The 24,519-nt window shown below is 51.1% G+C and carries 18 protein-coding genes; 8 read left to right on the forward strand and 10 right to left on the reverse strand.

Annotated features, from left to right (window positions below; all coding sequences use genetic code 11):
* Positions 1-642, reverse strand: coding sequence for a hypothetical protein (locus NLK60_RS04650; protein ID WP_254809725.1), 642 nt, complete (start codon positions 640-642; stop codon positions 1-3).
* A gap of 71 nt (positions 643-713) precedes the next feature.
* Positions 714-1,742, reverse strand: coding sequence for a hypothetical protein (locus NLK60_RS04655; protein ID WP_254809726.1), 1,029 nt, complete (start codon positions 1,740-1,742; stop codon positions 714-716).
* Positions 1,743-2,029: 287 nt separating this feature from the next.
* On the opposite strand from NLK60_RS04655, the gene NLK60_RS04660 reads away from it, so the two are divergent.
* Positions 2,030-2,857, forward strand: a complete 828-nt coding sequence (locus tag NLK60_RS04660) for an IS5 family transposase (RefSeq protein WP_254809727.1) — start codon at positions 2,030-2,032, stop codon at positions 2,855-2,857.
* On the opposite strand, the gene NLK60_RS04665 is transcribed toward NLK60_RS04660, so the two are convergent.
* Positions 2,835-3,008, reverse strand: coding sequence for a hypothetical protein (locus tag NLK60_RS04665; RefSeq protein ID WP_254809728.1), 174 nt, complete (start codon positions 3,006-3,008; stop codon positions 2,835-2,837). The two genes, NLK60_RS04660 and NLK60_RS04665, sit on opposite strands and share 23 nt — an antisense overlap.
* A 449-nt stretch (positions 3,009-3,457) precedes the next feature.
* On the opposite strand from NLK60_RS04665, the gene NLK60_RS04670 reads away from it, so the two are divergent.
* Positions 3,458-3,853 (forward strand): hypothetical protein, encoded by a 396-nt coding sequence (locus NLK60_RS04670; RefSeq protein ID WP_254809729.1) that lies wholly within the window; start codon positions 3,458-3,460, stop codon positions 3,851-3,853.
* A gap of 21 nt (positions 3,854-3,874) precedes the next feature.
* On the opposite strand, the gene NLK60_RS04675 is transcribed toward NLK60_RS04670, so the two are convergent.
* The gene (locus NLK60_RS04675) at positions 3,875-4,396 is read right to left on the reverse strand and encodes a hypothetical protein (RefSeq protein WP_254809730.1); all 522 of its coding nucleotides are present in this window, start codon (positions 4,394-4,396) and stop codon (positions 3,875-3,877) included.
* Between the two features lie 723 nt (positions 4,397-5,119).
* On the opposite strand from NLK60_RS04675, the gene NLK60_RS04680 reads away from it, so the two are divergent.
* A complete protein-coding gene (locus tag NLK60_RS04680; RefSeq protein WP_254809731.1) occupies positions 5,120-9,568 on the forward strand; it encodes an ATP-binding protein in 4,449 nt (1,482 codons plus the stop codon).
* Positions 9,569-9,657: 89 nt separating this feature from the next.
* A complete protein-coding gene (locus NLK60_RS04685; protein WP_254809732.1) occupies positions 9,658-10,089 on the forward strand; it encodes a hypothetical protein in 432 nt (143 codons plus the stop codon).
* 150 nt (positions 10,090-10,239) lie between these two features.
* On the opposite strand, the gene NLK60_RS04690 is transcribed toward NLK60_RS04685, so the two are convergent.
* The 3 genes from NLK60_RS04690 to NLK60_RS04700 all read right to left on the reverse strand — a co-directional run bounded on the left by NLK60_RS04690 (position 10,240) and on the right by NLK60_RS04700 (position 13,081).
* Positions 10,240-11,388 carry a DUF7964 domain-containing protein gene (locus NLK60_RS04690; protein ID WP_254809733.1) on the reverse strand — a complete coding sequence of 383 codons (1,149 nt, stop codon included), beginning with the start codon at positions 11,386-11,388 and terminating at the stop codon, positions 10,240-10,242.
* A gap of 188 nt (positions 11,389-11,576) precedes the next feature.
* The gene (locus NLK60_RS04695) at positions 11,577-11,783 is read right to left on the reverse strand and encodes a hypothetical protein (RefSeq protein ID WP_254809734.1); all 207 of its coding nucleotides are present in this window, start codon (positions 11,781-11,783) and stop codon (positions 11,577-11,579) included.
* 239 nt (positions 11,784-12,022) lie between these two features.
* Positions 12,023-13,081, reverse strand: coding sequence for a hypothetical protein (locus NLK60_RS04700; RefSeq protein ID WP_254809735.1), 1,059 nt, complete (start codon positions 13,079-13,081; stop codon positions 12,023-12,025).
* A gap of 686 nt (positions 13,082-13,767) precedes the next feature.
* Between NLK60_RS04700 and NLK60_RS04705 the strand changes: the two genes are divergently transcribed.
* Entirely contained in the window at positions 13,768-14,502 is a 735-nt protein-coding gene (locus tag NLK60_RS04705; protein WP_254809736.1) for a recombinase family protein, read from the forward strand.
* A 219-nt stretch (positions 14,503-14,721) separates the two neighbouring features.
* Here the strand turns inward: NLK60_RS04705 and NLK60_RS04710 are convergent, their stop codons facing one another.
* Positions 14,722-14,937, reverse strand: coding sequence for a hypothetical protein (locus NLK60_RS04710; RefSeq protein ID WP_254809737.1), 216 nt, complete (start codon positions 14,935-14,937; stop codon positions 14,722-14,724).
* 1,110 nt (positions 14,938-16,047) lie between these two features.
* Here NLK60_RS04710 and NLK60_RS04715 point away from each other — a divergent pair.
* The 3 genes from NLK60_RS04715 to NLK60_RS04725 all read left to right on the forward strand — a co-directional run bounded on the left by NLK60_RS04715 (position 16,048) and on the right by NLK60_RS04725 (position 21,021).
* Positions 16,048-16,311 (forward strand): hypothetical protein, encoded by a 264-nt coding sequence (locus NLK60_RS04715; RefSeq protein WP_254809738.1) that lies wholly within the window; start codon positions 16,048-16,050, stop codon positions 16,309-16,311.
* A gap of 154 nt (positions 16,312-16,465) precedes the next feature.
* Positions 16,466-20,404, forward strand: coding sequence for a hypothetical protein (locus tag NLK60_RS04720; protein WP_254809739.1), 3,939 nt, complete (start codon positions 16,466-16,468; stop codon positions 20,402-20,404).
* A gap of 299 nt (positions 20,405-20,703) precedes the next feature.
* Positions 20,704-21,021 (forward strand): hypothetical protein, encoded by a 318-nt coding sequence (locus tag NLK60_RS04725; RefSeq protein ID WP_254809740.1) that lies wholly within the window; start codon positions 20,704-20,706, stop codon positions 21,019-21,021.
* Positions 21,022-21,480: 459 nt separating this feature from the next.
* On the opposite strand, the gene NLK60_RS04730 is transcribed toward NLK60_RS04725, so the two are convergent.
* Together NLK60_RS04730 and NLK60_RS04735 are read right to left on the reverse strand one after the other, a co-directional pair.
* Positions 21,481-22,989, reverse strand: coding sequence for an AAA family ATPase (locus NLK60_RS04730; RefSeq protein ID WP_254809741.1), 1,509 nt, complete (start codon positions 22,987-22,989; stop codon positions 21,481-21,483).
* A 389-nt stretch (positions 22,990-23,378) separates the two neighbouring features.
* Positions 23,379-24,377, reverse strand: a complete 999-nt coding sequence (locus NLK60_RS04735) for a DNA adenine methylase (protein WP_254809742.1) — start codon at positions 24,375-24,377, stop codon at positions 23,379-23,381.
* Positions 24,378-24,519: the final 142 nt, after the last annotated feature.

The raw sequence follows: 24,519 nt of genomic DNA on the forward strand, positions 1-24,519 counted from the left end.
CTAGTCTCCAGACTCCGCAATCACGTCGCGTTCAAAAAGTTGGACGAGATACTCAGTAGCCTCTGAAACGTCACTCTGGACGGATAGTGTTCCGTCGGTGTATCGAGTGAGGATTTGTTCCCCCTCGTAGGAGAACACAACAGTTGCCGATTCGATGGGGTACTGTTCAATCTCAAGTCCAGAGTCCAGTTCTTCGAACGAAATCTCCTTCCCTTGGTCTCCGATGAGGGTGAGCTCAATGATTTTGTCGGCGTTGTTCAGGAAATTCCAAAGGCGCTCCCGATGCACAGTTAGTGAACGGTAGATTTTCACATCGTCGGAAGAGAGAGTATTCAACTTCTGTATGACCGATTCCACCGATGGCAGGTCAACTTCTGTATCCAAGATGAACAGGTTAGATTGGTCACGAAATTCGAACTCAAGTTCGATATCCCGGCCCCCGCCCCACATCGCATCCTCAGAGTAATTGATGAGCCCGCTGTACGCCATCTGCCCGTCAAACGGGTAATCGTCACAGAGGCCACTAACCTTCCGCTCATTGACGTCGGAAAGGCTGAACCCGTTGGTCGAGAGGTCGGATAGCTCACGGAATCGCTGCCCATTGCCTGGGATTCGGGTTCGACGGAGACTACTTGATCCCATGCATTACCTCATCCAATTGTCCGTACGAGGGGCACGATTACGAGCACTTCGGTCCCGACTCTTTTGTGGCGTCATTGGAACTCAGCTATTGCGGCTTGGCGTTCTTGGTACTCCTCCCGGTTCCCCTTCTCCCGATACCGTTTGATAACGTCATCAACAGGGAAGGTAATTTCTGCACCTTGTCGTTCGCACTCTTCATACAAGTTCTTGAAGAATTCCACCGGCGGGTACTTGTCTTCCGAGGGAAGGGACTGCCAGTGGTCGTACACGGCAAGTAGTTCTTTCAAGAAACAAACAGACAAGGCCATTCGTTCTAGGTGAGTTGACCCTTCAATATCTTGTTCGGCTTTAATGTGAATACGACCGCCAGTTTCGATCCGGGCAGCGACGAACTTGCCGTGCATCCCGAATATCCCTTCGACAAACGCCATCTCCTTACCGCGGAGAAGTCCCATCAGGATCGTCGTTGCTTTGGCGATGTCTGTCGAGTCGTCCACCCGATTGCTTCGACCGAAGCGATCTTCTTCCCCTTCAATCCTGGCGTTACTGAGGAGTTTCGCGGAGAGTTCTTCACCGAGCTGTTCACCATTCTTGTATTGGGAGAGAATCCATAATAGGAAATCCGAGGCAAACCCGATCTCCCGTGTTCTGATGTAATCACCGAGCTTCGACTCGATTAGACTCCCTGCCTGCCGGGCTTCGGTCTTGTTCCCTTTGATGAACAGATAGTTCGGAGAGTCCCAGTAGACGTCCACACTGTCGGTCGTTCGAACGTTTCGGTATTCGGTTCCGTCGTCGTTAGCAGATTCCACTTCACGTTCGTGCCACTCTTCGTACCGATACCGAATCCCGTAGATGTCATCAGTTTCGGCTTTGATTTGTCGGCTGATATCCGGTGATTCAGAGACTCGCTCAGTGAAATCCAGCATATGATAGCCGCTCCCGGGTTCCTCGTTGGTACCACGAGTGAAATCCTTGAGACCTTCCTCAACGGTCGTCTCTAAGTCGAAATCCGGATCAAGAATCTCGGTTGAGTATAATCCATTGAACACTAATCGTCCGTCGTAAGAATACGAACCGCTAGATCGCGGATTACTCATTACCCGTCTATTGTACTAGGGATCTGTAAATAACTACTCCGCAGAATGAAAGTGATTCCCAGACGACCAGAGAATCTACCTAATAGTAAGGTCATGTGACGATCGTTTTTGGATAGCGACAACCACTTCATCACGTTCGCCAATCGGATCCACCGCTACCACTTCGAGGATGTCCTCGTCGCACCCCAGTAGCCGAAATAACATCGATCGGCTCTGGTGAATCGCTGTAATGCGGCGGGATAGGTCGTCAAATCAAAGGAAGTGAAGCGGGAAACCGGCGATGCTTGATGTCGAAGATCTCCCGCTTCACGAGCAAAGCGGTCTCGTTAGCTAAAAATGCTGTTGGTGGCCGAGGCGAAGCCGCCGCCCCCGAAGGGGGTGGGGGCTTCGCCGACTACGCCGTCGTCTCGCTCCACTGCCTTCGGATTTACTTAGAGAAATCCTACCGTGAGGCGCTTGATCTCTTGAGCGAGATGCCACATATTTTGGCCGAGATCGGCCTCGAAGCGGGCGATCTCCCGCATCACTCAACGTTAGTAAAGGCGTTTGATAGGTTCGAGATGGAGGTCTGGCGAGTGCTGCTGCGCCTCTCGGCGCAGTTGCACGAAACCGCCGATCACGCCGCGATGGGCGCGACGTTCTTCGACCGCGAAACCGCCAGCAAGCACTACTGTCGTCGGACGAACTATCGCGTTCAAACGCTGAAAACAACTGCTCTCGTCGATACAAAAACGCAAGCTGTACTTGACGTTCACTGTACGACCGAGAAACGCCACGATACGCAGATCGGCTGGCAACTCGCCTGCCGCAACGCGGGCGGGATTGTCAGCCTCGCCGCCGACAAAGGCTACGACTGGCAGCGATTACGTGAAAAACTCCGAGAAGAAGACGTGAGACCGCTGATCAAACACCGTGAGTTCCGACCCGTCGATTGTGCGCATAACGCGCGAATCGACAACTCTCTGTACGGCCAAAGAGCGCTGTCAGAGACCGTCTTCTCGACGATCAAGCGTACGCTCGGCCATGCGGTGCGTGCCCGAGAATGGTACCGCGAATTTCGTGAGATCGTTCTGATGTGTGCGGTCTACAACATCAAGCGAGCCGTGAAACAGTGAAATCAAGCGCTGTATGGCGATTCACCAAAGCCATTTTCTCTATTTCCTTGAATTCGGCTGAAGAGACGTCTCGATGAATTTCCTTCGGTTCGTCTTTACCTGTGAAATAAACGATTCTATCTTCCGGATCATACGTGACGATGTCAGACATAATTACTAATTAGATCTATGATTGTTAATGAATTCGACTTTGGATCACGATGTGAATGGTGCTCGCCGGTACCACTGTGACTTAGTATCGGAACTAGCCGTGTTGTGCGGATCCCTGCCCTGAGTGTGGGCAGAGAAACTCACCCCCTGAAGTTCTATGCTCGCAATAGTGTGTGATTACAGTGAGTAACGGTACTGCTGAAGTGGAACAGAGTAGTGTACCGTGTAACTATGACGAAGTCGTGGTACTTGGATCAGTACCAGAATAGTGTACCAGGATCTCGTACCGCGACACAGTACTTCACTCTAGTACCATGATCCTGGATCAGGAATCAGGTTCACGAGAACGTTCCACACCACCATACTTTGCTCTCAGTCGCCAAACCAAGATCTCGACCGACTGTTCCGTGTTTCTGTAGTTACAAGTAGAAAGAAGGTCAAGGAAAGAATATGGTTAGGGAAGAAGCAGAGCTGAGAATGGAGTTCATTGGCGACGTGGTCCGTCACACCAACGGCGGGATCGTCCACTGTAACGCCGAACCCACAATAGGAAAAGTAGACTACCAGCACAATTGCCAAAAGAAAATGACTGTCGGTGACGGTGTCATCCTCTATTATGAGAAGGAAAGAGGGGAAGACGAATGGATCCAACTGTACCGGTTCTGCTCTAACTGTGATGATGCTCGACGACTTCCCGCACAAGGTCGTAAACACAGGAAAGAACAAGCCGTAGTAGAGGGTACCTTGGAGCACTTTGAGGGAACCGTGGAAGGACATTTCTACGAAGACGCCGTAAGATTAGTTGACGTTCACGTACACCATTACAGCCCAGAAACAGAGGGATAGTCTAATTTTAGTGCAACTTCTCTATTTCGTGTGCTCCAGGATTTGAAGAAGGCGAAAACCCAGTTCACCGAACTGCTTCTTGGTTGAACTCGCTTTAACCTGAAGCGTGTCAATCCTATTCGAGTAATCCTCATTGATCACTAATTCCAACTCCATGTTGTCTATTCCCTCAAACACGGTATCCAGCTCTGGGAGGCGTTTTTCCAACCCAAACGGGACTACAGGGCTCCATAGTTGGAATTTGTAGGTGTCCGCAGAATCGAATATTTCAGTGATATAGTCCCGGTCATTTCTGAATTTCTTCCTCAGATTATCGTAGCTCTCCTGGTAGGTACCGTATCGAAGGCCTCCTAAATGGGTTGTGACTTCGCAAATGTAGACCTCCTGATCACCGTCTTCGGTATCTGTTACTCCTATTACATCGATCTCCAACTGGTCTCCTTGTCTAGATGAGCGCTGATTGTACATTACCAACTCGCACTCTTTCACGACTCTCAGGTATGCGCCGACCAGGAGTTCACCTGCTTTGGGCTGGGTTGTCATGAACCTACCATTAGACTACAGATTTAAAGAGATATAGAAAATGTGAATCGTAGATAGCGGAATCTACTGGAGTTCGCTTAGTGTGGTGTATTTATGGCCATATTTGCCACCCGTATACTACGCTAAACGTGGTGTGCGCCGACTCATTTCTGACCAGAACCGTATTTGCTTATCTGGATCTGCAGAATTTGGTTGAACCCCAACCTTTTCCCCTCGCTCACCCCTCCCGCGTCGGGGTTCGCGTCAGGCAAAAGCTTGACCAAAATGCATGGTCCGAGGGTTCTCAATCATCTTCTAACCTCCATTGCGCCCGCTTCGGCTGGCGGTTCATTCGCTCATTCGAGAGGCAGTGACAAGAAGGTTCATGCTGGCCCATACGGGCCGGTGTGGTGCTTGTCACGGATGTCAGTACAGGATTGGGTTGTCAGTAGCGCCCGCTTCTGACGACTTTGCTCGATTGTGAGCAATGCTTACCGGCCATGTGTGTCCGCTACTGGACTACAATCGCGCTTCCGTCCCTTCATCGAGTTCCTATTTAAACTCTGTTAATTCAGCCTCTAGTTTGCTTTCATCTACCTGTTCCGGTGTAGCGTCCTAAGCGCTGTTTGCTCGGGGGAGTCTCGCGGATCCTCGCGTCTCGTAGTTTGACCAACACATTGATGCGTGTATGTGATAACACGAGTTTTGTAAAACACTTTACGAGCAATGAATAACACGAGTGAAGTGGGGAGTGGAGACGGTTCGAGATTGGCTCTAAAAGCCAAGCGGAAAGCTGGTCTAGCACGCGGTGACCTTTTCCAGGATATCATTGGGGGGATCTGCATGCTATCTGTTCTATTAGGCGATTCGAAAGCTGTCAAGATCGAAACGCCGTACGATGAGGACGATAGATTTGATGATATCATTTTAGAGACGGAGGAGGAGACTATCTGTATTCAAGTGAAAAACGGACCAGATTACCGCTTCACCGAAACCGATCTCAATGGCAGCTCAGGTCGATTGAATGTTGAAAAGCTGGTTGAATCTGCGAAATCTAGGCAGGACGGAGATGCCGGATCTCGATTTATCGTATTCACGTCGTACAATACACCTCAACCGTCCCATGTTCCATTAGCATGCGATGGCTCAGAGTTTCGTTTATTCGGTGGGTTGAATTTTGAAACTCAACAGCTCGCAGGTAAATCAGGAACAGTCTCGGAAAACACCGAAATTGAATTCATATTTGAGGTTCCCGGTGTTGAATTGGACGAGGAGGAAGAGGCTTTTCAAGGATTGAAGACGACAAAGATATTCGACCACATTCTTGCTGAGGTCAGGCCGCTTTTTGATGATAGGGTCAATCCAAGAATCGCGGATTCTGAAACATTGGTTGAACGAGCGATAAGCCTTGCAGCTCGGGCCCGTGAAGATCCAGGACATCGCCTAACCCGTGATATCATTGCTGATCGGTTAGAGGTATTACCCTCTGTTCAAGAAATCCCCCAAGTATTTCCTGTGGATGAGGACTGTATAATCCCTGACTGGATTCACGATCTCCGAAGTTCAATGGTAGATGGTGGGGAGCGGCTTCTCATTGAAGGCGAACCAGGAAGCGGGAAGTCTACAGGCATAGAGCTACTCCACAGTAGTTTGGAGGAGAGGGATTCGTTTCGAACAATCAGATATAATCTCTTTTCCCCCTCGGATCGACCTTCAGAAGCGAGTGATAGGATTGATCCTGAGTGGTTCCGTGATCAGATAGCAGCACAGTTACGAAATGAGTTCCCAAGGGGATTCGACTCCGATAACACTCCAGTGTGGACGGGAACTGATGATTTGCAAAATCACATTTATTCCGCAGCAGATTGGGCCAAGGAACACAATCAGCAGGGTATAGTTGTCATTGATGGGTTAGATCATGCGCTTCCGAATCCCGAAGGGATGAACACCCGCGAAGATATTGAAGGCACGATAGTAGATGAAATTGGGAAGTTAAGTATCCCAGAACCACTTCGGCTTCTGCTGGTTGGGCGAGAACTGTCCAAGAAAGCTAAACAGACACTGTCGGTAGATGATCAAGAACCAGTACCGGCTTGGCAAAGAACTGAGATTGAAACCTATTTTGAACAAAATGGTGTTACTGTCGATTCCGCACTTCTCGACTCCGTGTATAGAGTATCCAATGGGCTTCCGGTGATACTGTCCCACCTCTTACGAACTGGTCGATCCAAACCTGGAAGTATAGAGGACGGCTTGCGTTCGGCAGTGGCCGATGCGCCTGAGGTTCATGGGGAATTGAAAGAATACTACGAACGAATATGGGAGCCGGTGAGTCCACATTCACGTGATGTTCTCTCATTAATCGCAGTTAGTCCGACGGCCATGGAAGCGGAACTCGTATACGAAATTCTTGATCTTCCTTGGATTCAAAATAAGGTAGAGTTGGAGAGCGGGGCACTTGCTCACACACTGGAGCGGAGTGATTCAGATCTGTATCATATATTCCACGCTAGTTTCCGTGAGTTTGTCATCGAGGAATTGAGTACGAATGAGAAGGAAGAGATTCATGAAAGCTTGTACAAGTTTTATTTCCAAAAATCTACTACCTCACCGTCTTATCAGACCAGGTTGCGATATCATGCTGAACATGGACCCGGTCTGGAACATCTCCGTGGTTTGGCTTCTCAAGATAACATTTTGCACTGGTGGCGTGAAGGCGCTCATATCAGTGAGATAACGGAATCGTTAGAACTTGCGTTTGAGGGTGCAGTGGAAGCCGGTGACTACGCAACCGTCTTTTATTGTACGATTCTCGGGGCTACAACTCATGGTATGCTGTCCGTCTATGTCGATGATCGATTAGAGTACTATATTGCGTTAGGTGATGGAAATAAAGCACTCAGGTTCCTTGAACAGACTCGGGAGAATTCGCCTGGGAGCGGTGCTGTTCTTGACGCTATGCAATCGATTGCCCTTGTCTGGCCCGAGAAGTTAGATCCCGATTGGCTTGAAGAGTGGTTTGAGAACAACCAGGGAAGAGATCAGTCCTTTGACTGGAAACCAGAAGCGTATTTTGATACTGCTGCAAGAATACTCCCTCCTGACGATTTCTGGCGGCACGCCAGCGGTATAGTATCAGGCGAGTCAGAAGACCAGTTCACATATCAGGTATTCAAGGGTTTGAGGGAAAACCCAGTTCACCTCCAAGAGCGGCCTGAACCACCAGAATGGTTGTTTGATGATATGACAAAAACTCTAGAAGCTTGCGAGACTATTGGTTCACAGCTTCCCGCTGAGTGGCAGCATCGGTTCCTAGAGGAGCTTTCAGAATTCAACGACTTATCTGCACCAGCGCTTCATACTGTCCTGAAGTGTGGGGCTGATGAAGACAAGGTAAAACAAAGTCTTGACTTAATCCAGTTCGGTGATGCACGAAGCATCAATGAGGACTATCCGCGGTTCAGTGAGGCATACTACGTCGGAGCAACACTAGCAGATCTCGGGTTTACACCCGATGCCCTCCTGACCGAGGTAGATGATATGGCCAATGAACAACCTCGCATTCGGCAGCTCGTGGCTATCATTGGTGCCGCTACAACGAGGGGAGCGAGTACTGAGACAACTAATTGGACTGATGCCACGCTTACATTCATTCGAGATTTGCTGGAAACCCGTCAACTTGGCTCCCCAGAACCAGAGCATTTTGCAAGAACTCAATATCGGACATTACTGAGAAAGACCACGCACGAGTTCGTTGAAGTTGTCGATGAAGGCACGGACGAATTAATCGACGATGTATTAGACATCGCCGATCCAGAACGTTATCAGCCGTATTTACTGAGTAAATTGGCCGAAGATATGCGGCGTGTAAGTGATGCACACCATCCAGAGGACCAGCATATATCGATATGGGAGGAAAGATATCGTGATCTTATGCGGGGACAGCCCTCAGGGGAGCCGCCATCAAGAGAATTAATGGATCTTGCTATCCGAGCTGCTGACTCAAATGAAATGGGCTATGCCGAGAATTACTTCGAAAAAGCAATAGAACGAGGGTTTCGATACGGATATCACAAAGATATTCTCCTCAGTGACATCTGGGAGGGTCTCCTCCATGTAGTCGAGGATGATTGGGAGTCTCATAAGGGAACAGCGATTCAGCTAATCAATTGGGCGAACCTTCTCCATCAAATTACAGATGGTGATGAAACGAGTCACCTCGAATACGATTTTCTATCAACGCTTCTTGATGAAAATGCAGTCGATTACCATTCTGTGGCTAATACTGTGAGGGAAACCGGAACAGCACGACGATTGCGAAAATGGCGACTGCGGAATCCGGGGGGAATCACAAAAGAAGAACTTGAAGAAATAATTCAGATACGCGAATGGAAGCTCAGAGCTCGTTCACATGCAACCAAAGATATCAGGTATTTCGCCGATGCTGCGTTGATTGCTGCCGATCAAGGATGGGACAGCACAGTGAAACTAGCGTTACGCTGTATGAATAGAGGTGAATACGTTGGCAATGGTGTGGATAAGGAAAAAGCTGAGGAGATTCGAGAGCTTGCAGAAACGTTTGATGTACGGATCCCCGATGACATAGTCTCCGTTGAAGACTCCGATGATTACGGGAAAAGTGACTTACAAAGACCACCCGACCTAGCAGAGAAACTACATAAAACACTTGCAGCACATGAATTTGAGGACCCGATCTCTACGGGGAAATTAGACGAATTCTCTCCAAATGAATTGGAGAATGCTGGAAAGGCAGTAATTCAAACCAGGAAATACAACCCTTCCGTAGTCGCACCTATCGCGGAAAAACTTGTAGAACACGGTATGGAAGATATTGCCAGTTCCTTAATCGTGGGTTCAATTGCTGAGTGTCGATTGCTGACCTGGAGGTGGTACGGACACGGACGGTTCGAAATGGTATGCGAGGTACTACTTGATATTGAGGGGGAAGACGCTCTGGAGTTGGTTCTTAATGCGTGGCAATCGAGCGATCTTGACTCAAAGACTAATCAGTGTATTTTCCCACAATTAGTCTGGATCGTAAAACACACACGTGGTCAGGTCGCCGCAGAAGAACTGATCGATCAAAGTGTACACTGGTTACGCGAACTGCTAAAACCACACGAAAACGAGGTGCAACACTGGGGTGCCATAGAATCTCACCCGTCGGATTAGAATAAATAGTCAGCGCTGTTCGACAGCATTCTTATCGGGGGAGTTCGATTCTACCACTTATGATAAATTGGTCACCAATCGTTTCGTCAGTGGGGATTGCTCTGGTGTTAATAGGAACTCTCGTCCTGGCTCTCCCTGATCTTCCTCGGTTTCTGCGAATTAGATACTACAAGAATTCTCGATTACTCCGAGACTATTACGAAGCGCGAGAGTACGTCTTCTCAGCTAAGAGGGGGCGGAAATTCACGTTTGATGACTATGTTATTTGTTATACATTCATTGATTACCTTGATATGAACTATAGGAGCGATATTCCAGATAACACGCCCAAGAAAATTGAGACGGGTGCTGTGACAATCAGGGCCAAGGAAGAGGACGGATGGAATGAATACGATTTCCAAATGCCACAGAAATCAATAGTGGAACTCTTAGATCTGACTCTCGAACGTGAATGCCGTATGAGTGGAATTGCTATTGCGCTGATTGGGACACTCCTGGCGATCATAGGGGTTCTACTTTAGACGATATAGTCATAGAGGCTACTCAGGTCCAGAGACTGACAACAGGATCTCGATATTAATGGGTTGCCCTCCTCTCAATCTGTGAAAGATACTTCCGACGCTCAATCACCTTTACTAAGGAAATAATACCAGAGAACCGTACTCCCCTGACTATCGACCGAATCTCTGCCGCATCTGTCTATGGAAATCCTCCGAATACTTCTCCCAAGCCGCCTGACCAAAGTCCTCCGGTTCTATCCCCTCATGATGCTCCCTCTCCTCACCAACAATCCAGCCGTGATCGACGTAGAACTGCAGGACTCTTGTAGAGCTCTCTGTTGAGATTACCAGCACATCCGTAACATTCGTCGGGATCTCATCTATCACTTCGTCCGGATTAGGAAAAGTTCCCCGAGCAAACAGCACCTGCTCATTCACCCTCTCGATATGTGACTTCGTCAGCGGTATTTTCGGCAGACTCTCGACTACTCTATGGTTCGTGAAACAGACAGGGCACTCCTTCACCTCCAAATATTCTAGTAAGTCGTGCTCCGCGTACTTACGCCGCATCTCCGCAAGCTGAGCTTCAAGATAGTCCGACTCAGCAAATCTCTCTGGATCCTCTAGGATACGATCCTGTACCTTCTCCTTCTCTGACTCAGACATCGATACCTGTCCGAATATCTCAGCTCTATCAAATAGAAAACTCCCCCATAACTCCCCCAGCTCTTGTGGTTGCACAATTACCCCCATCTCCTCAATACGAGTACCTGTGAACCCGCCAGGATCAGATGGTGTAATTGTCGAGAAAAATAGGATCCTGGGGAACTTAAAATAGGTGTGAATATGGTCTTCACCATAGACACTGGTGCCGTCGAGGTTCCTCTGCATGTAAAGTTCAAAACCCTCGGGGGCTTCAGGATCAGAGCTAACTAAGTCAAGCTCACCAGCGAAGAAAATATGGTGCTGAGAAGGATCTTCAGAAACCGATTTCTCACCAAGCAAGATCTCTTCCCACGTCTCCAACCGCTCTTTGACTACCTCGTTCTTGAAATGTTCATTTTCATCCCAGACCGCCAATTCAGAGACCAGAAGCCGCCAAGACACAGATAGAACAAACTTGTACATCCACTCATCGTACTCGAACTCATCCTTTTGACTTCGAACATGGGGATAGAACACCCGAGCCGCGAACTTACCCTCCCAGTCGGAGAAAATCTGTTCACAGTCCTCGCAGAGTAGCTTTTCGTGATGATCCTGGATTCGAGTATCCGGGTCTACAGCCTTTCTTAGGAACGGTGTTGCCCCAGTCTTCTTCATCCATCGGATTACAAATCGAGGGATGATGTGGCTGTTCTGCAGTTCGCGGTTTTCTCCGCAAAGCCTGCACTCACCCATGATACCCCGAATTGAGCGTCACGAACTCGTTGAAAGTGTAATACCACTCGTCGTCTCTGAATCTCGGAAAGTACCCCTCTAGATGTGGATTCTTGACACAGACGTTCTCCTCAATCATACCTTTCTAACTCCTCGCGGACGATCTCTCGAATACGCTCTTCTGTTGTTTTGAGCTCATCACTTTCTTCTACATAGTAGAGATAATTTCGGTAGAGCATCCAGAGATACTGATCCCAAGGTTCACCTTGTTCCGTTCGATGTTGATTCAGTTCTTCGAAAAGTTCTGAGTCAACCTTGATCGTCTTCCGATCACTCATGTACGCAATTTGTACTACAGACTATATCAATCTATGGGTACAATTGTAGTACAATCAGTAATAGTTGTTTCTGGAATTCTTCGTCCGTGTACTTCGGCGGTCGCGGCATTTACTCAGGTATGGTAGACGGATCATCAAAAACAGTCGTGTTCCACGCAATCAAACTCCCCTGAGTACCGGGATCACTCCGACTCAGTCTCGCCGGTGTCACGGTCGATGGGTAATCCGTCAAGTGCACCTCACCAGTCCGCACTTATGCTAATATTCCATATGTCCTGCCGGTCAAATACCGGCGTGAAATTCTGCGCACCGATCGTATTGATATGATACTCTCTATCCTCTGACTGTGGATGATGACTCTTCAACCGGACGTACGCATGATCGTACGACGCTAATTGTGCGTACGGGTTCCGGTACTCGGAACAATTCCGGAACTTGTCATCCGCTCTCCTAAGAACCGCTTCACGAACCCCATCATGACTCTGGATAGGGTTCTCGATAATAAGTCCTGTCACCCACGGTTCATCGTTCGACCGGTCCTCCTTCACCGTCGTTTCTACCACGTTTACTGGGATATCTTCTTCCGGTGTGATCGTGAACGTTTCAATCTCTTTATCCCGCCCGTGTTGCAGCTCAGACAGGCCGAACTGAGCAGCGAGTTTCCGGTATAGACTCCCATCAACCGGGTGCCCGTTAGTCAGGAACCCCAGCGTGAAAGACTCAACCTCACCGGAGTACGCGTCAATCTCCAAGTGGAGAACCAGGTACTCATTCTCATGGAATTCCAAGAGATACACACCGAACCCGGTCTTGTAAGTATCAAACGTCGCTTCTTCTAATCGGCCTTCTAACGTTTGGAGACAATGGACAAAGTTCTCCATGTCCGTGCCAACCCACGACCCGCCGAGTTGATGGAAGGTGAACCAGTCATCGTGACCACGGTTGAGGATCGAGGAAACGCGAGAAAGCCCCTCAACGATTCTATCAACAGTAACCCGAGGTGAATACGTCTTGAATGAAACCGGTTGGTGTGGGATGCTCGGTCGGGGCATGAACGTACAGATATCGTTGATATCCCGTGCTTCCTCCGATGAGACGGGGAACACTCTCGGTCCGAGCGAGTAACTCCCCATCGACGGTTCGATGAACTGGTTCTCGGACTGAACCGGTGTCGGCATTACTCCTAATCCTTCCTTGAGAGTCTCGATGTACGCTTCTTCGATGGTCTTCTCTTCTGACTGTGCGTACTCCTTAATCTGGCCGTGTACTGACCACGGGATGTCTACATTTGGACGCATGCGAATGACATGAGAACGCTCCGAAATAAGCCTTCTGCAAAAAGCATACCGAATATACTTTCAGTCTAACCGTATTCGAGGAACACAGTGTATACTTATATTCTCACTTAATCGACCAAGTAGGAAACACCGTTCACAGCAACTATAACGCGCTATAGCGCTGCTTTAGAATCAAGACCGGGTCAGTAGCTACTCATCGGTCACCGCTTTTTTCGGGAATGAAGACGTGGGAACACAGTATGAGGTCATGGACGTCCATCAAAGAGAAGCAGTGCATCAACTCGGGATGCACAGGCAGCAGCCACTGTATATGCTCGTAACTGAGAAAAACGAGTGAGGGACAAGATGTTCTATTCCATTAACAGTAGATAATAGCACGATCTTTTCATTCAGAACTGGCTGTGAAGCTTTTGATTAGTATAGAGGAAGCAGAGAACGACCTCGGAAACCTCATCATTGATTCCACTGTGTGCGTCGAGACGCACCGGATACCAATTCGGGGTTGGGGATCAGGCAACCGGGAACAGCGGCGTGATAAACACGGTCCGAGCAGCCGTATTCCCTTCCCGCTGTATCGTCGCACACCACAGTGGTGTGCGGTCACCTCTGTTATCGCACAGTCTGTGCGACTATACCGTTCTTTAAGGGGATCAGAACCATGTGCGATACTTGGACATCCACGACCCATGATCGCATGCTACGCTCGTGTTTCAACATCCGACCAGAAGCTTCCACGACAAGTTCGATCTGTACTCCCGTACGTAGAGGACAAGTTCGGCACCGACATTGGCCAAGATATTACAGAGGTTGGTGATTACGTCTCTGACGAGAATACCAGTGACGATCCAATCTCCCTTGCAGGTGGTGATGTTATGCTATTCTACGATCGCCTGACGGGGACGAACACTGACCGTAAGGGATATCATGATTTGATGGATGCTGTTGACAGTGGAGATGTTGACGCAGTCGTAAGCGACGCTGTGAGTCGTGTGAGTCGTTCACTTCGAGATCTTGATCGCACCGCTGAGCGTGTCGTTGAACAGAACAACGCGGAGCTGCATCTGATCAAAGAAGGATTCCAGCTGATACCTGGGAAGGAGGACCCGTTTCAGCGAGCTATGTTCCGACTACTCGGTGTGTTTGCCGAGTTAGAGGCGGAACTTGCACAGTTAAGGGCGCGAGAAGGCCTTCAGACACGCATTGAGGCCGATGAGAACTATCGACATGGGAGAGCTCCGCTAGGTTTTGTCAAGAGCGATGGAGAAATTCGACCAGGACCAGATTACGACCTTACCGTTTCCACGTTGCGGGACGTGGCAGAAGGATACCTTAGCAAGCGGAAGGCTGCGAAGCGGCTCGACACATCCCGTCGAACTATCAACCGATCGTTGAATGACCGATCAGAACTGTATGGCTTGTAGCACCTTCAAATCGGTTCTTTTCCCGGGAATGCGCGTCTGGTAGCTTGGTACAAATCGAAAGATCCATTCACTCGGATTAATCTGAAGATCCATCTACAGAAACTCGGGTCACATTCGTACAATCGCCTGATCGCGGTAGTAATTGACCGAAGAGGGTGTTAAGAAGTTATTCGATATCGTCCTCTTCGAGATCGGTGATGATCTGTGCAGCTTGAGATGCTAAATTATCATAGCCAGCTTCGATGGCATATCCCGCTGTTGAGCCATCGCTTTCTCTATCTTTTCGAGATACACTCGGTCACTATCGATGTAATTACCTGCATCAAGCAGTGCACCACGCGGATCTGCCAATCTCAGGCCCTTTCTTTCTTCCAATTCAGCGATGATCTCCTTCGCTTCGTTTATTTTCTGCACTCGGTTTGTTCTTGCAGTCATGGGTTGAACCCGAACTGCCAGAGAACCTATTTATTTCTAAACCTCTGCCTTTGAGTACCCGTGTAGTCGTTGCTTCGAGATCGCCACACCCGGTTGCTGACTGATCACAAGGATGCGAATTTGGGTGTTGAGTTCACGCCGTGTTTCGATTATCCATATTTCATTACAATGAGTCCAAGTCGATAGTGGGCCTATTCGTGCTTCGAACGACGAGAACGTATGGTGCATCTCTCTCAAGTCGATATAACACTCCTCACCACGATTCCGGATTAATCATAACAACTGCATCCAAACCTCTGGTTCTCGGACGCACTCCCTGACTAATGAGTTTGAGATAGTACTCCACACAAAATAACTGCCATTACCACACAAGGAATCGAATACGGCAAGGCGATTGTGATGCATTTTACAAACTTTACGCGATTCATCTAGAGGGATGTAGACATAGAGGAATTGTGAGGAAGAGTGGAGAAGAGTCGCGCGTCCATAACCCCCTATATGAGAGATGTAAAACCTGTTAATTCAGAAAAACCAGTGCTCAATCTCCATTGCTGAGGATTGAAACACTAGATTACGCTTCACACACAGAGTGATCTCCTTGATAAAAACCCGTAAATATCTCATCTATCGTTATGATCCAATTGGTGGCGAATATGCTAGTCATTGACGAAGACCGCCTTGGTTTCTGGACAAACCGTCGTAGTGGTTCTGGAGAAATCGTTGCATCGGTTGTGCCTTCCCCGCGTACAACTAGGCTAATCATCCATGAGAATATTCAGTAATTTCTAGAACGAGTTACAACGATATTTTGATAACCGATGGCCGGGAGAGGTTTTGCTAATAGCTTCATTGAGCCCACTTAAACGTTCATGGAGTAGGAGTGAAACCACCGATATGTCGGATCTAACCCTCACCTAGGAGGGGGTACTTGAATCCTTGAGCTTACCTTTAAACGTCGGTCGTTACTTTCTGATAGCAAGCACTCGACAACCGGAACCTCATCGTCACACAATATCTGCATCCACAATCTGGCGATGCGAAGTACCACCACCCGAACGACGGTGAGGTCGCCCGGGAGGCGAGTGCCATCACAAATCGGAGGCACTCGATATGGAATACGATACCCACGGTAATAAGAGTGGATGCACCGGATCAGAAAAACCAGCGGTTGTCCTGCTCAAAGGCGGGACTCTCATCAACGTTGTACACCAATTCGTTAACACTGACGATCAGCTCTGTATCTACCTTGTAGAGCAAGGCGACAGGATCGATGCGAAGATCAATCTCGACGAGATCAAAGCCGTCATCAAGACCCGTCGCGGCGCGCACGCCCTCGAAATCGACGACAGTACCGACATAGAGGGGATTGCATAATGGCGGTCACGGAGGTCGAATACAACCAGGTCGCGTGGACGATCGACAGGGTGAACGACAAGTACGCTCGCTTGTACCCGATGTATGGTAACTATCGCGCTCCAATTGTGGTAGCTCGTTATGCTGTCGTACCTGTCAACGGGGGTGACGACCGGTGACAAAGGATCCATCGAACCCGCGACTTGGAGACGCCGATGGCGATGACGAAGGGGCAACGATGGACGAAGTTCAACAGCAACTCACCGAGAGCGACGTTACCGACAACGTTGAACAGACTGGCGACTCCGAGGGTTTGGCTGTAGACTACGAGGAGTTGCGATACATCGAGCTGCGTGGAGACGACTCAAAACTCCCAGCGCACAAATGGGGCGGATACAATCAGGACTTCGACGAAGCCCAGCACGTTCACACGCACGACGAGATCGTTGATTACCCGTCGGACAATTGGGGGATCGTTGATGTAGGCGAGCGTGCGCACCAGACAGTGTCGCTGCTCATCTTCGACATTGATACGTACAAACTCCCGAACGACTTCGACCATTCACGGTTCACATGGCCGGCAGACACGCTCATCACAGACTCGCAGAACGGCGGACTGCACGTGTACTTCGCCCTCAGCGGCTACCCTCGCGGAGAGTTATCGGAGGGAGACTTCAACGTTGATGATGAACTCCCGATCGACATCCGCGGGTCATCAGTGAGCGCGCACGTCGTCGCACCGGCAGACATCCCAGGTTGCGATGGGGCATACGAAATTGCCAACAACGATCCCATAGACACAGTGTTCTCGCCTGATGCCGCGTGCGAGCGGTTCAAGTTGGACGGTGAGCAGGCGATCACGTATAGGGAACGGCCCCAGGTTGACATCAACCTTGACCGACCGGAGGAGCCGCCCGAGGACATGCCGACCTGCTACCACGCAGGCCTCTCACTTCGAATGGCTGCGCCTGAGGATCACCCAAATACGCACAAGGTGAACATGTTGACCGCGCTTTGTGGTCTCGCTGCCGGGTACGACGCGGAGACCGTCGCTGCGCATATGTGCAACGAATACGCACCCATGGACGACGGAACAAACCTTGCTGACGAGGAAGAGACCGCGTACCAGGTACGGCATATCAAAGGGATGCTGGAGTCCGGGCGATACTCGCCGCCAGCACCGTCGACACTTCGAGCATACGGGATACTCGGTGACGATGAGGAATGCGGAGGGGACTGCTCGATAGATGCGCACAATCCCCGCACACCACGGGAGCGGGGAGCGCTAGAAACTGTCGAGTCGTTCATCAGCGAGTACGCCCCAATTGACGACCGGCCGGAGAGACCGGACTTGAGTGATGACGATGTTGACCCCGAGGATCCGAGTGTCCAGGAGAAGTTGACAGAATGGCCGAATAAGATCGACTACGACGAAGTTGCGGAGTCAGTCGTTGACCTGAGCGAAGAGGACTTCGAGAATCACATCGACGAACTCACCGAGCGGGTGCCCAAAACAAGCATACAGATCGATATGCACAGACGCCTCTCACAGTCTGTCAAAGAGCAAGGAGGCGGAATCATCAATTATGAAGATAAACTCGTACAGGTGACTGGCTCTCGGTGGTTATCCTATGAGACACTACTGAACTTCGAGCTCGACGTTATCTCGCTCCTGTCCATCGAAGGCGAAGGACGCATGGCGGACGTCGAAGTACGGCCGTCGGAACCTACTGAGTCGGAGTTCTCCCTGCAAATCGAGCCGAAAGTGTTCAACGACGCACGTCGGTTCAAGGACGAGATCCTCGCAAAGCGGTTCTCGACGACCATTGAAACGTCAATGCACGAATCAGACTTGATGGATCTGCTGCGGAAGCACATCAGTCATCAAGATGTCCCAAACCTCACCGGACAGAAGCAGATGGGTCTGTCACGTAACGGGGACGAGTTCGTGACGCCGAACGGAACCATCAGCGCGGACGGATGGACGGACGACCCAGACGCGACGTACGTTGAACGGGACGTTGGTGCGGAACGCAAGTTCTCCGCGACAGAAGACGATCACGACGCCGATGGAATTGACAACGAGGACGTTGCTCGGATGATCGAGCTCTTCAGCCGGACGCGGGATCCTGAACGGTTCGTGCCGGTTCTCGGATGGATGTACGCTGCACCGTTCAAGCCGGAGATCGTTGCCCGGTCGGGTTCATACAACTTACTGGTTGTGACCGGGGAATCCGGGGTCGGTAAGACGGGGACGCTCGGTGTCGCTAGCAGGCTACTCGGCATGAGCGCTGAGCCGTTCAGTTGTACGGACACTACGTTCGCTACGATAACGACACTCGCATCAAGCCGCGGAGTACCGATCTGGCTGGATGAGTATAAAACATCGGAGATGGCGGACTGGCAGACGTCAAAACTCCATGAACTCCTTCGGAAGACCGCGACAGGTGGCGTAGAGCAGCGTGGTCGAGCGGACCAGTCCACTGAAGAGTACTACTTACGCGCCCCGGTCGTTATTGCTGGTGAGACCGCGATTCGTGGGTCTGCGGAGCAGCGTCGAGCGATTGACGTAACTTTCCGTGACGAGCCAACTCAGTCGGACACAGAGGAGTACAGGCGCTTCAAGAACTTGGTAGGTGATGCAACAACTGACGAGGACGGGAACGTAACGTTCCCCGACGCTCGTTACGAACTCGAAGAGCACGCTGTGAAGTACTACAGTTACGTTGCAGCGACCGAGCCCGCTGAATTCGAATCAGTGTGGTTCACCGCCCGCGAATACGTGTCAAAAGCCCTTGTTGAGTGGGATGTTGAACTCGACGACCTAGAAGTGCAGGGGCTCCAGACGATCGTCGCCGGGTACCGCATGATGATGTCGTTCGCAAACTCAGTCGGAGCAGACCTCGATAAACTCCCCAGTGAAGACGACCTTGACGATGCGATCCGATACGTCGCAGACGTCGAAGGCACCGGGCGAGAGACTCACATTGATCAGTTCATCGGGTTAGTGCAGCGTGCGGCTGTCGCTGACTACGTTGAGGAGGACACGCACTATACGGTCGTCCGCGAAGGCAAGTCAGGCGAAGAGGTACGGATCAATGTGCCCAGAGTGTTCGATTCGGTCAGTAGGTACGTTCGAGAGCATGACCTCTCAGAGGATTTGTTGGGGAGCGCTCAGGACTACACGTCCCGGTACAAGCAGGCCGAGGAACAGGAGAGCTACGTAATGTGCACGTCGCAACCATCGCCGCCTGTTGGCCGTGCGGTTGGTATCCATACTGGTCGCGCAGAGGAAGAACTTGACAGGTTCGACCGTAGGGTCTTCACGGAGTCCACAGTGGGTCACGGCGGTGCGGAAATCGACCTTGACGACGGTAACGGTGACGATGACGATCCAGGTAGTGACGGGGCGACACCTCTGAAGAACCTCGATGCGGACAAAGACTACGCGACCGTAACAGTGGACGTCGTCGAATGGTCGCCGACACCAGAGAAAGTTATAGAGGCCGGCGGACCGATTGAGTCCGGATCAGTTACCGATGAGACTGGACGGCGAAAAGTGATTGTCTTCAGCTATGAAGGGAGTGCGGAGCCTGAGGGCCTCACTCACATGCTAGATGAAGAGGCCGTTAGGATCAAGCATGCAGAAGTGACCGAGTACAACGGCTCACCGCAGCTGGTGCTGGATGGAGGGACAACGATCACACCGATCCAACAGGGAGTCGGTTACACTGAAGGTAAAGATCCAGGTGATGGACAGGCGACGATTGACGACGCTCCCACCTCTGTCAACAACGACAGTGACCCTCAATGTAACGATGAAAAGGAGTCGCACACCAGTGGAGACGGTGAGTTGCACCAGAACGCCGCGAGAGCCGATGGCGGAGACGACACCAGTAACGAAACGGAGGTAATCTCTGAACACATTGACAACGCGCTAAAGACCCACATCCAAGCGAACGAGGATGACGACGGAGCTGAAAGGTCATATGTTATTTCAGAAACCGTTGATGAGCTCGATGTGGATACAGGACGGATTGAGCACCGGCTTCAGGCACTTCGAAAGAGAGGTACGGTGTACGAGCCGAAAAAAGACCGATTGCGGGTAGTTTGAGGTGAATGCCAATGGAAACAACCCAACCGAGGGACTTGACGCGGTCGCAGCGTGCGCTTATTGCCGCGCATTGGTCACAGATCACTCGGTATCTGACAGCACCAGGAATCGCATGGCATTGGTCGGAATGCCAGATTCCCCACAAAGTAAAGTACCGGTGGAAGGACGCTGCGCTCATCAAGCGCGCCCCGGGTGATGACCGGTGGGAGACAACGCTGTGTCTCTGGTGTCACGTAATCGATCAAGCCGGACCGGACGAGACAGTCGGTTCGGAAGCTCAAGGACAGGTACTCCTCGACGTGCCACGGCAGCCTCGGGAGTCCCGGCTGGAAGGCCTGGAACCTTCGCCCCCGTCAACGTTAGTTACGACGACGCAGGCGACGCTGACCGGGAAAACGATCGACGAGACCGACGTGGCTGACATCGACGATATCCCTGCGCACACGGTCAATAAAGGGCGATCGTGCATGGAAGACCGCAAGGTGGCCGCACAGCACTCGGGTCAGACGGCCCTCAATGCGTGGAGTGCGGGCCAGGACATCCTCGTAGCGTGGGACATGACGGCAAGCTCCGATACCATGCGGCTAACCCGTCCATCAGCGACGATCTACAGGTAACTAAAGACGGTTGGGGTACCGTTCTCGCAGCTTTTCTCCCCGCCCACCACGCTGCCCGCAAGCCGCCGTATGTGATTTGCGCTGGACGACCGATTCTTCTATTCTGATGTGTATGCATACCCCTATTGGTCTCTGGGTTCTTTCCAGACCGTCTACCCTGTCTAATGGGGGTTTGGATTGCACGCATTTCTGATAGACGCGACGAATCAGCAATAACCGTGTGGAGCTCTCAAACTAGAGCACAGGAATGGTGTACTCATGAGCTTGGAGCCGACATTTCGTGGGATGGCTCTCCTGACGAGAATCCTCAAGAGCCGATAGACGGGTACGTAGCAGAATACGAACTGCAGAAACTCGATGCGCGGAAGTGATGGATCCGGTTGCACTCACATCGCGGTATTCGAATAGACTTCCACAGGCGCGGCACATTTATTGAGAACGGTTGAACTGTGGTCTCAATCAGTCAATATTCATGAATCCATTTTCGAGATCAGTCCACTGAATCTCATCTCCGTCTCGGTCCAGAACATATTTTGCAGCCTCCTTGACGACTAGTTCCAAGTCCGCAGCAACCAGTCCCTCGGTCATCACTGCGGCCTGCTGAATCTCGTCACCCGATATGGTGTGCGGGCGGTTATCAAGCTGAGCCTTCAGAATCAGCGATCGGGCTTCCGTATCCGGCTCACCGATGTGAACCTTCTTATCGATTCGGCCTGAGCGAATTCCAGCGTCGTCAAGGGAATCCAAACGATTCGTTGCACCGATGAACACGATGTTGTGATCCCCTGTCTCTTCCAGATGGTTGAGGAACTCATTGACGACCTTCTTGTCCTCTTCGTGCGTGTTCGCACCCCCGTCGCGGGACTTCAACACTGAGTCCAACTCGTCGAGGAAGACCACTGCCCCGCCTTCCTGCTCAGCCACGGTCATCGCTTCCTCGAATAACGTTTTCACCTTGCTTGCGGACTCGTTGATCCACTTCGACTGGAGATCCGCGCCGCTTAACTTGGCAAACGGGAGGCCAAGTTCCGTGGCCATCGCCTTCGCCATGAACGTCTTCCCGGTTCCTGGCGGCCCGTGGAAGATGGTGTTCGGCGCGGACACACCAAGCTCCTCAGCCTTCTCCGGATTCGTGACCAACGGCGTCACAACATCTCGACGGATCTCTTCCTTAAGGTCGTCCATCCCGCCGACGTCGTCGAAAGTCACGTCTGTCTCCGTGACCCACCGGTACTCCATCTCCGACCAGTCCAAACTACTATTGCCAGCGGTGTGCGTTTTATCGTCCGCGTTACCCTGCGCAGTCGAGTTCTTTGTGATCTGCTTCTGGCGTTCGTCCTCAGTGTTCTGTGATGGGATGTTCATCGACTGGTTCTGCTGGTGTGCAGCGTTTGCAGTTGCTGCGTCAGAGCGCCGTTCGGTCCTCTGCCGTGCAACCTCCGGATCCAATGTGTCGGCGTCGTTGTACCCTGTGTTGATGGGCGATAGGTCTGGCGAGTACAGTTGGTGGAATACGTACGCGAACGGAATGGCGACCGCTGCGAGGGCGAAAATGGACTCTCCGGAGCCGGTCGGCAATGATCCACCCAGCAGATCCGTACCGGCAACCCATGAACCGGCCGAGATACCCGCTGCTGAGATGGTTCCGACGAGACCGCCGAGTCCGGTAATCGTGTACTCCGTACGCCCGAGAAGTTCCGGAGTCTCGATCGCACCGATTAAACCAAGGGTGATAATGTGGATGAACAGTGAGACAACTATCGTGAATACGATGGCGAAACCGACACTGAACGGCCAGAGAACGTCTCCAAAGAGTGGAGAGGCTGCTTGGCTATGTACGAGTTCTTCGCCACTGAGGACGGCGACGAAACTAATTACGACAGCAGCTAAAAAACTAAGTATGCCGGCTACTGCGGGGGTTAGTATCGGGCTGCGGCTATCACAAGATGGTGGAGCACTATTGAGCATGGTTGTGGAGTACGTTAATGGTGGGTCAGACTTCCCGCCATAGGATTACGCGCGGATAATAAAGGTCGCTTGCATATCTGGTTGGAGACAGCGTGTTCGGGCCCTATAGACGAAACTAGAAGGTGGAAGCAGGATATTAGAGCTGTTTTTTGCTGGGTAGTTATACAAGCTTATTAGTCAATTAGTCCCGGATGAGATTTTGCCGGGTTGGTTGTCCGGTACCGCGGTTCCCTCGGGATTCGGCTTCCGATTTGGGTTCTCATCGGGCCACGTGTGGTGGCGTGGTCCGATTCTCACCTTGCGGTGGTCACAAAGTAGACTCCTGGGTCAGCGTTTGAAGTACAAGTACGAAGTACCGTGTCAGTTGGCGTACGAGACGAACCTCGTGTCTACTGAAACTTCGGTCGGTCTGAAAGGTCGAAGTTGCAGACAAGTTTCTCCGTGAGCGTGCCGAATTGACGCTTCATCCGGTGCCGACTCTTTCGCTCCTTTACGGTCGTGGTCGGCAGTCCGTCGGGGACCTGCTTACACGACAGCATCCAGTCGTTATCCACCTGCTGAAGGTATTCTACCAAGGAACCGTGGTCGAACTCACCGACGTACTGGTTCTCAGTGTCGACGTACGGTGGATCGACGTAAAAGAGGACGTTCACCTTCGAATCGTCATACATCTTGATGACTTCTTGGTAGTCGAGACTCTCGATAGTGACCTGCTCGAATCGTTCGGTGAGTGAATGGATCCGCGCTTTCGCGTTGTCGAACGTTCTGGCCGGTGACCGTCGCGCACGTGTCTTGAATCCGTTTGCCGTGGACAAGACACCGAGGTACTGCATGTACCGAAGTGAGAAGAAACGGCCAGCCCGCTCGATGGGATCATCTGGACGGTATCCCTTGTAAAATTCGGTCACCCACTCTTCATATTGGGATCGGGAGTAGGGAACTGACGACAGCCAAGTAGCGAGATCATCGCTTCGATCGCGTACAACACGGAAGAACTGGGTGAGATCATCGTTCACGTCGTTGTAGATCTCGTATTTGGAACGGGATTTACTGAAGAGGACGCCGGCAGACCCGCCGAAGACTTCGACGTACGTGTCGTGTGTTGGCATGTTTTCAATAATCCACTCCGCGATTCCTGCTTTCCCACCGGGATAAGGGATCGTACTGGACGGCGTTACGTTCCGCGGAGTGTACCCTCCAGGATCGATTGAGGATCCGTTCTTCAAGGGATAGTACTCACGGGGGGCACTTCCAGCACCCCCTTTCGCCCCGAGGAACTCCATCTCGACCATCGCATCGAGAGTGTTCCTGACGGTACGTTTCGACGGCGCATCATCTTCGATCGCATCCCGAACCCGTGCAGCTGTGAACTTCCGCCGGACTTCCATTACCCGTAGTGTCGCAGCCCAGATTCGGTCCCGGTGAGTAACCACGTTGTGCGAACATTTGTTCTCACAATTAGGACTTTCCGGTTTCCATCGAACCTCACCGAGGGAATGTGATCAGGGACTCCGTATAGTCTAGGTAAAG

Source organism: Natronosalvus amylolyticus (genome assembly GCF_024298845.1).
Taxonomy (GTDB): Archaea; Halobacteriota; Halobacteria; order Halobacteriales; family Natrialbaceae; genus Natronosalvus; species Natronosalvus amylolyticus.

Coding starts and splice junctions, on each gene's coding strand:
- NLK60_RS04650 (WP_254809725.1), bottom strand. CDS start 642: ATGGGATCAAGTAGTCTCCGTCGAACCCGAATCCCAGGCAATGGGCAG.
- NLK60_RS04655 (WP_254809726.1), bottom strand. CDS start 1,742: ATGAGTAATCCGCGATCTAGCGGTTCGTATTCTTACGACGGACGATTA.
- NLK60_RS04660 (WP_254809727.1), top strand. CDS start 2,030: ATGTCGAAGATCTCCCGCTTCACGAGCAAAGCGGTCTCGTTAGCTAAA.
- NLK60_RS04665 (WP_254809728.1), bottom strand. CDS start 3,008: ATGTCTGACATCGTCACGTATGATCCGGAAGATAGAATCGTTTATTTC.
- NLK60_RS04670 (WP_254809729.1), top strand. CDS start 3,458: ATGGTTAGGGAAGAAGCAGAGCTGAGAATGGAGTTCATTGGCGACGTG.
- NLK60_RS04675 (WP_254809730.1), bottom strand. CDS start 4,396: ATGACAACCCAGCCCAAAGCAGGTGAACTCCTGGTCGGCGCATACCTG.
- NLK60_RS04690 (WP_254809733.1), bottom strand. CDS start 11,388: ATGAAGAAGACTGGGGCAACACCGTTCCTAAGAAAGGCTGTAGACCCG.
- NLK60_RS04695 (WP_254809734.1), bottom strand. CDS start 11,783: ATGAGTGATCGGAAGACGATCAAGGTTGACTCAGAACTTTTCGAAGAA.
- NLK60_RS04700 (WP_254809735.1), bottom strand. CDS start 13,081: ATGCGTCCAAATGTAGACATCCCGTGGTCAGTACACGGCCAGATTAAG.
- NLK60_RS04705 (WP_254809736.1), top strand. CDS start 13,768: ATGATCGCATGCTACGCTCGTGTTTCAACATCCGACCAGAAGCTTCCA.
- NLK60_RS04710 (WP_254809737.1), bottom strand. CDS start 14,937: ATGACTGCAAGAACAAACCGAGTGCAGAAAATAAACGAAGCGAAGGAG.
- NLK60_RS04715 (WP_254809738.1), top strand. CDS start 16,048: ATGGAATACGATACCCACGGTAATAAGAGTGGATGCACCGGATCAGAA.
- NLK60_RS04730 (WP_254809741.1), bottom strand. CDS start 22,989: ATGCTCAATAGTGCTCCACCATCTTGTGATAGCCGCAGCCCGATACTA.
- NLK60_RS04735 (WP_254809742.1), bottom strand. CDS start 24,377: ATGGAAGTCCGGCGGAAGTTCACAGCTGCACGGGTTCGGGATGCGATC.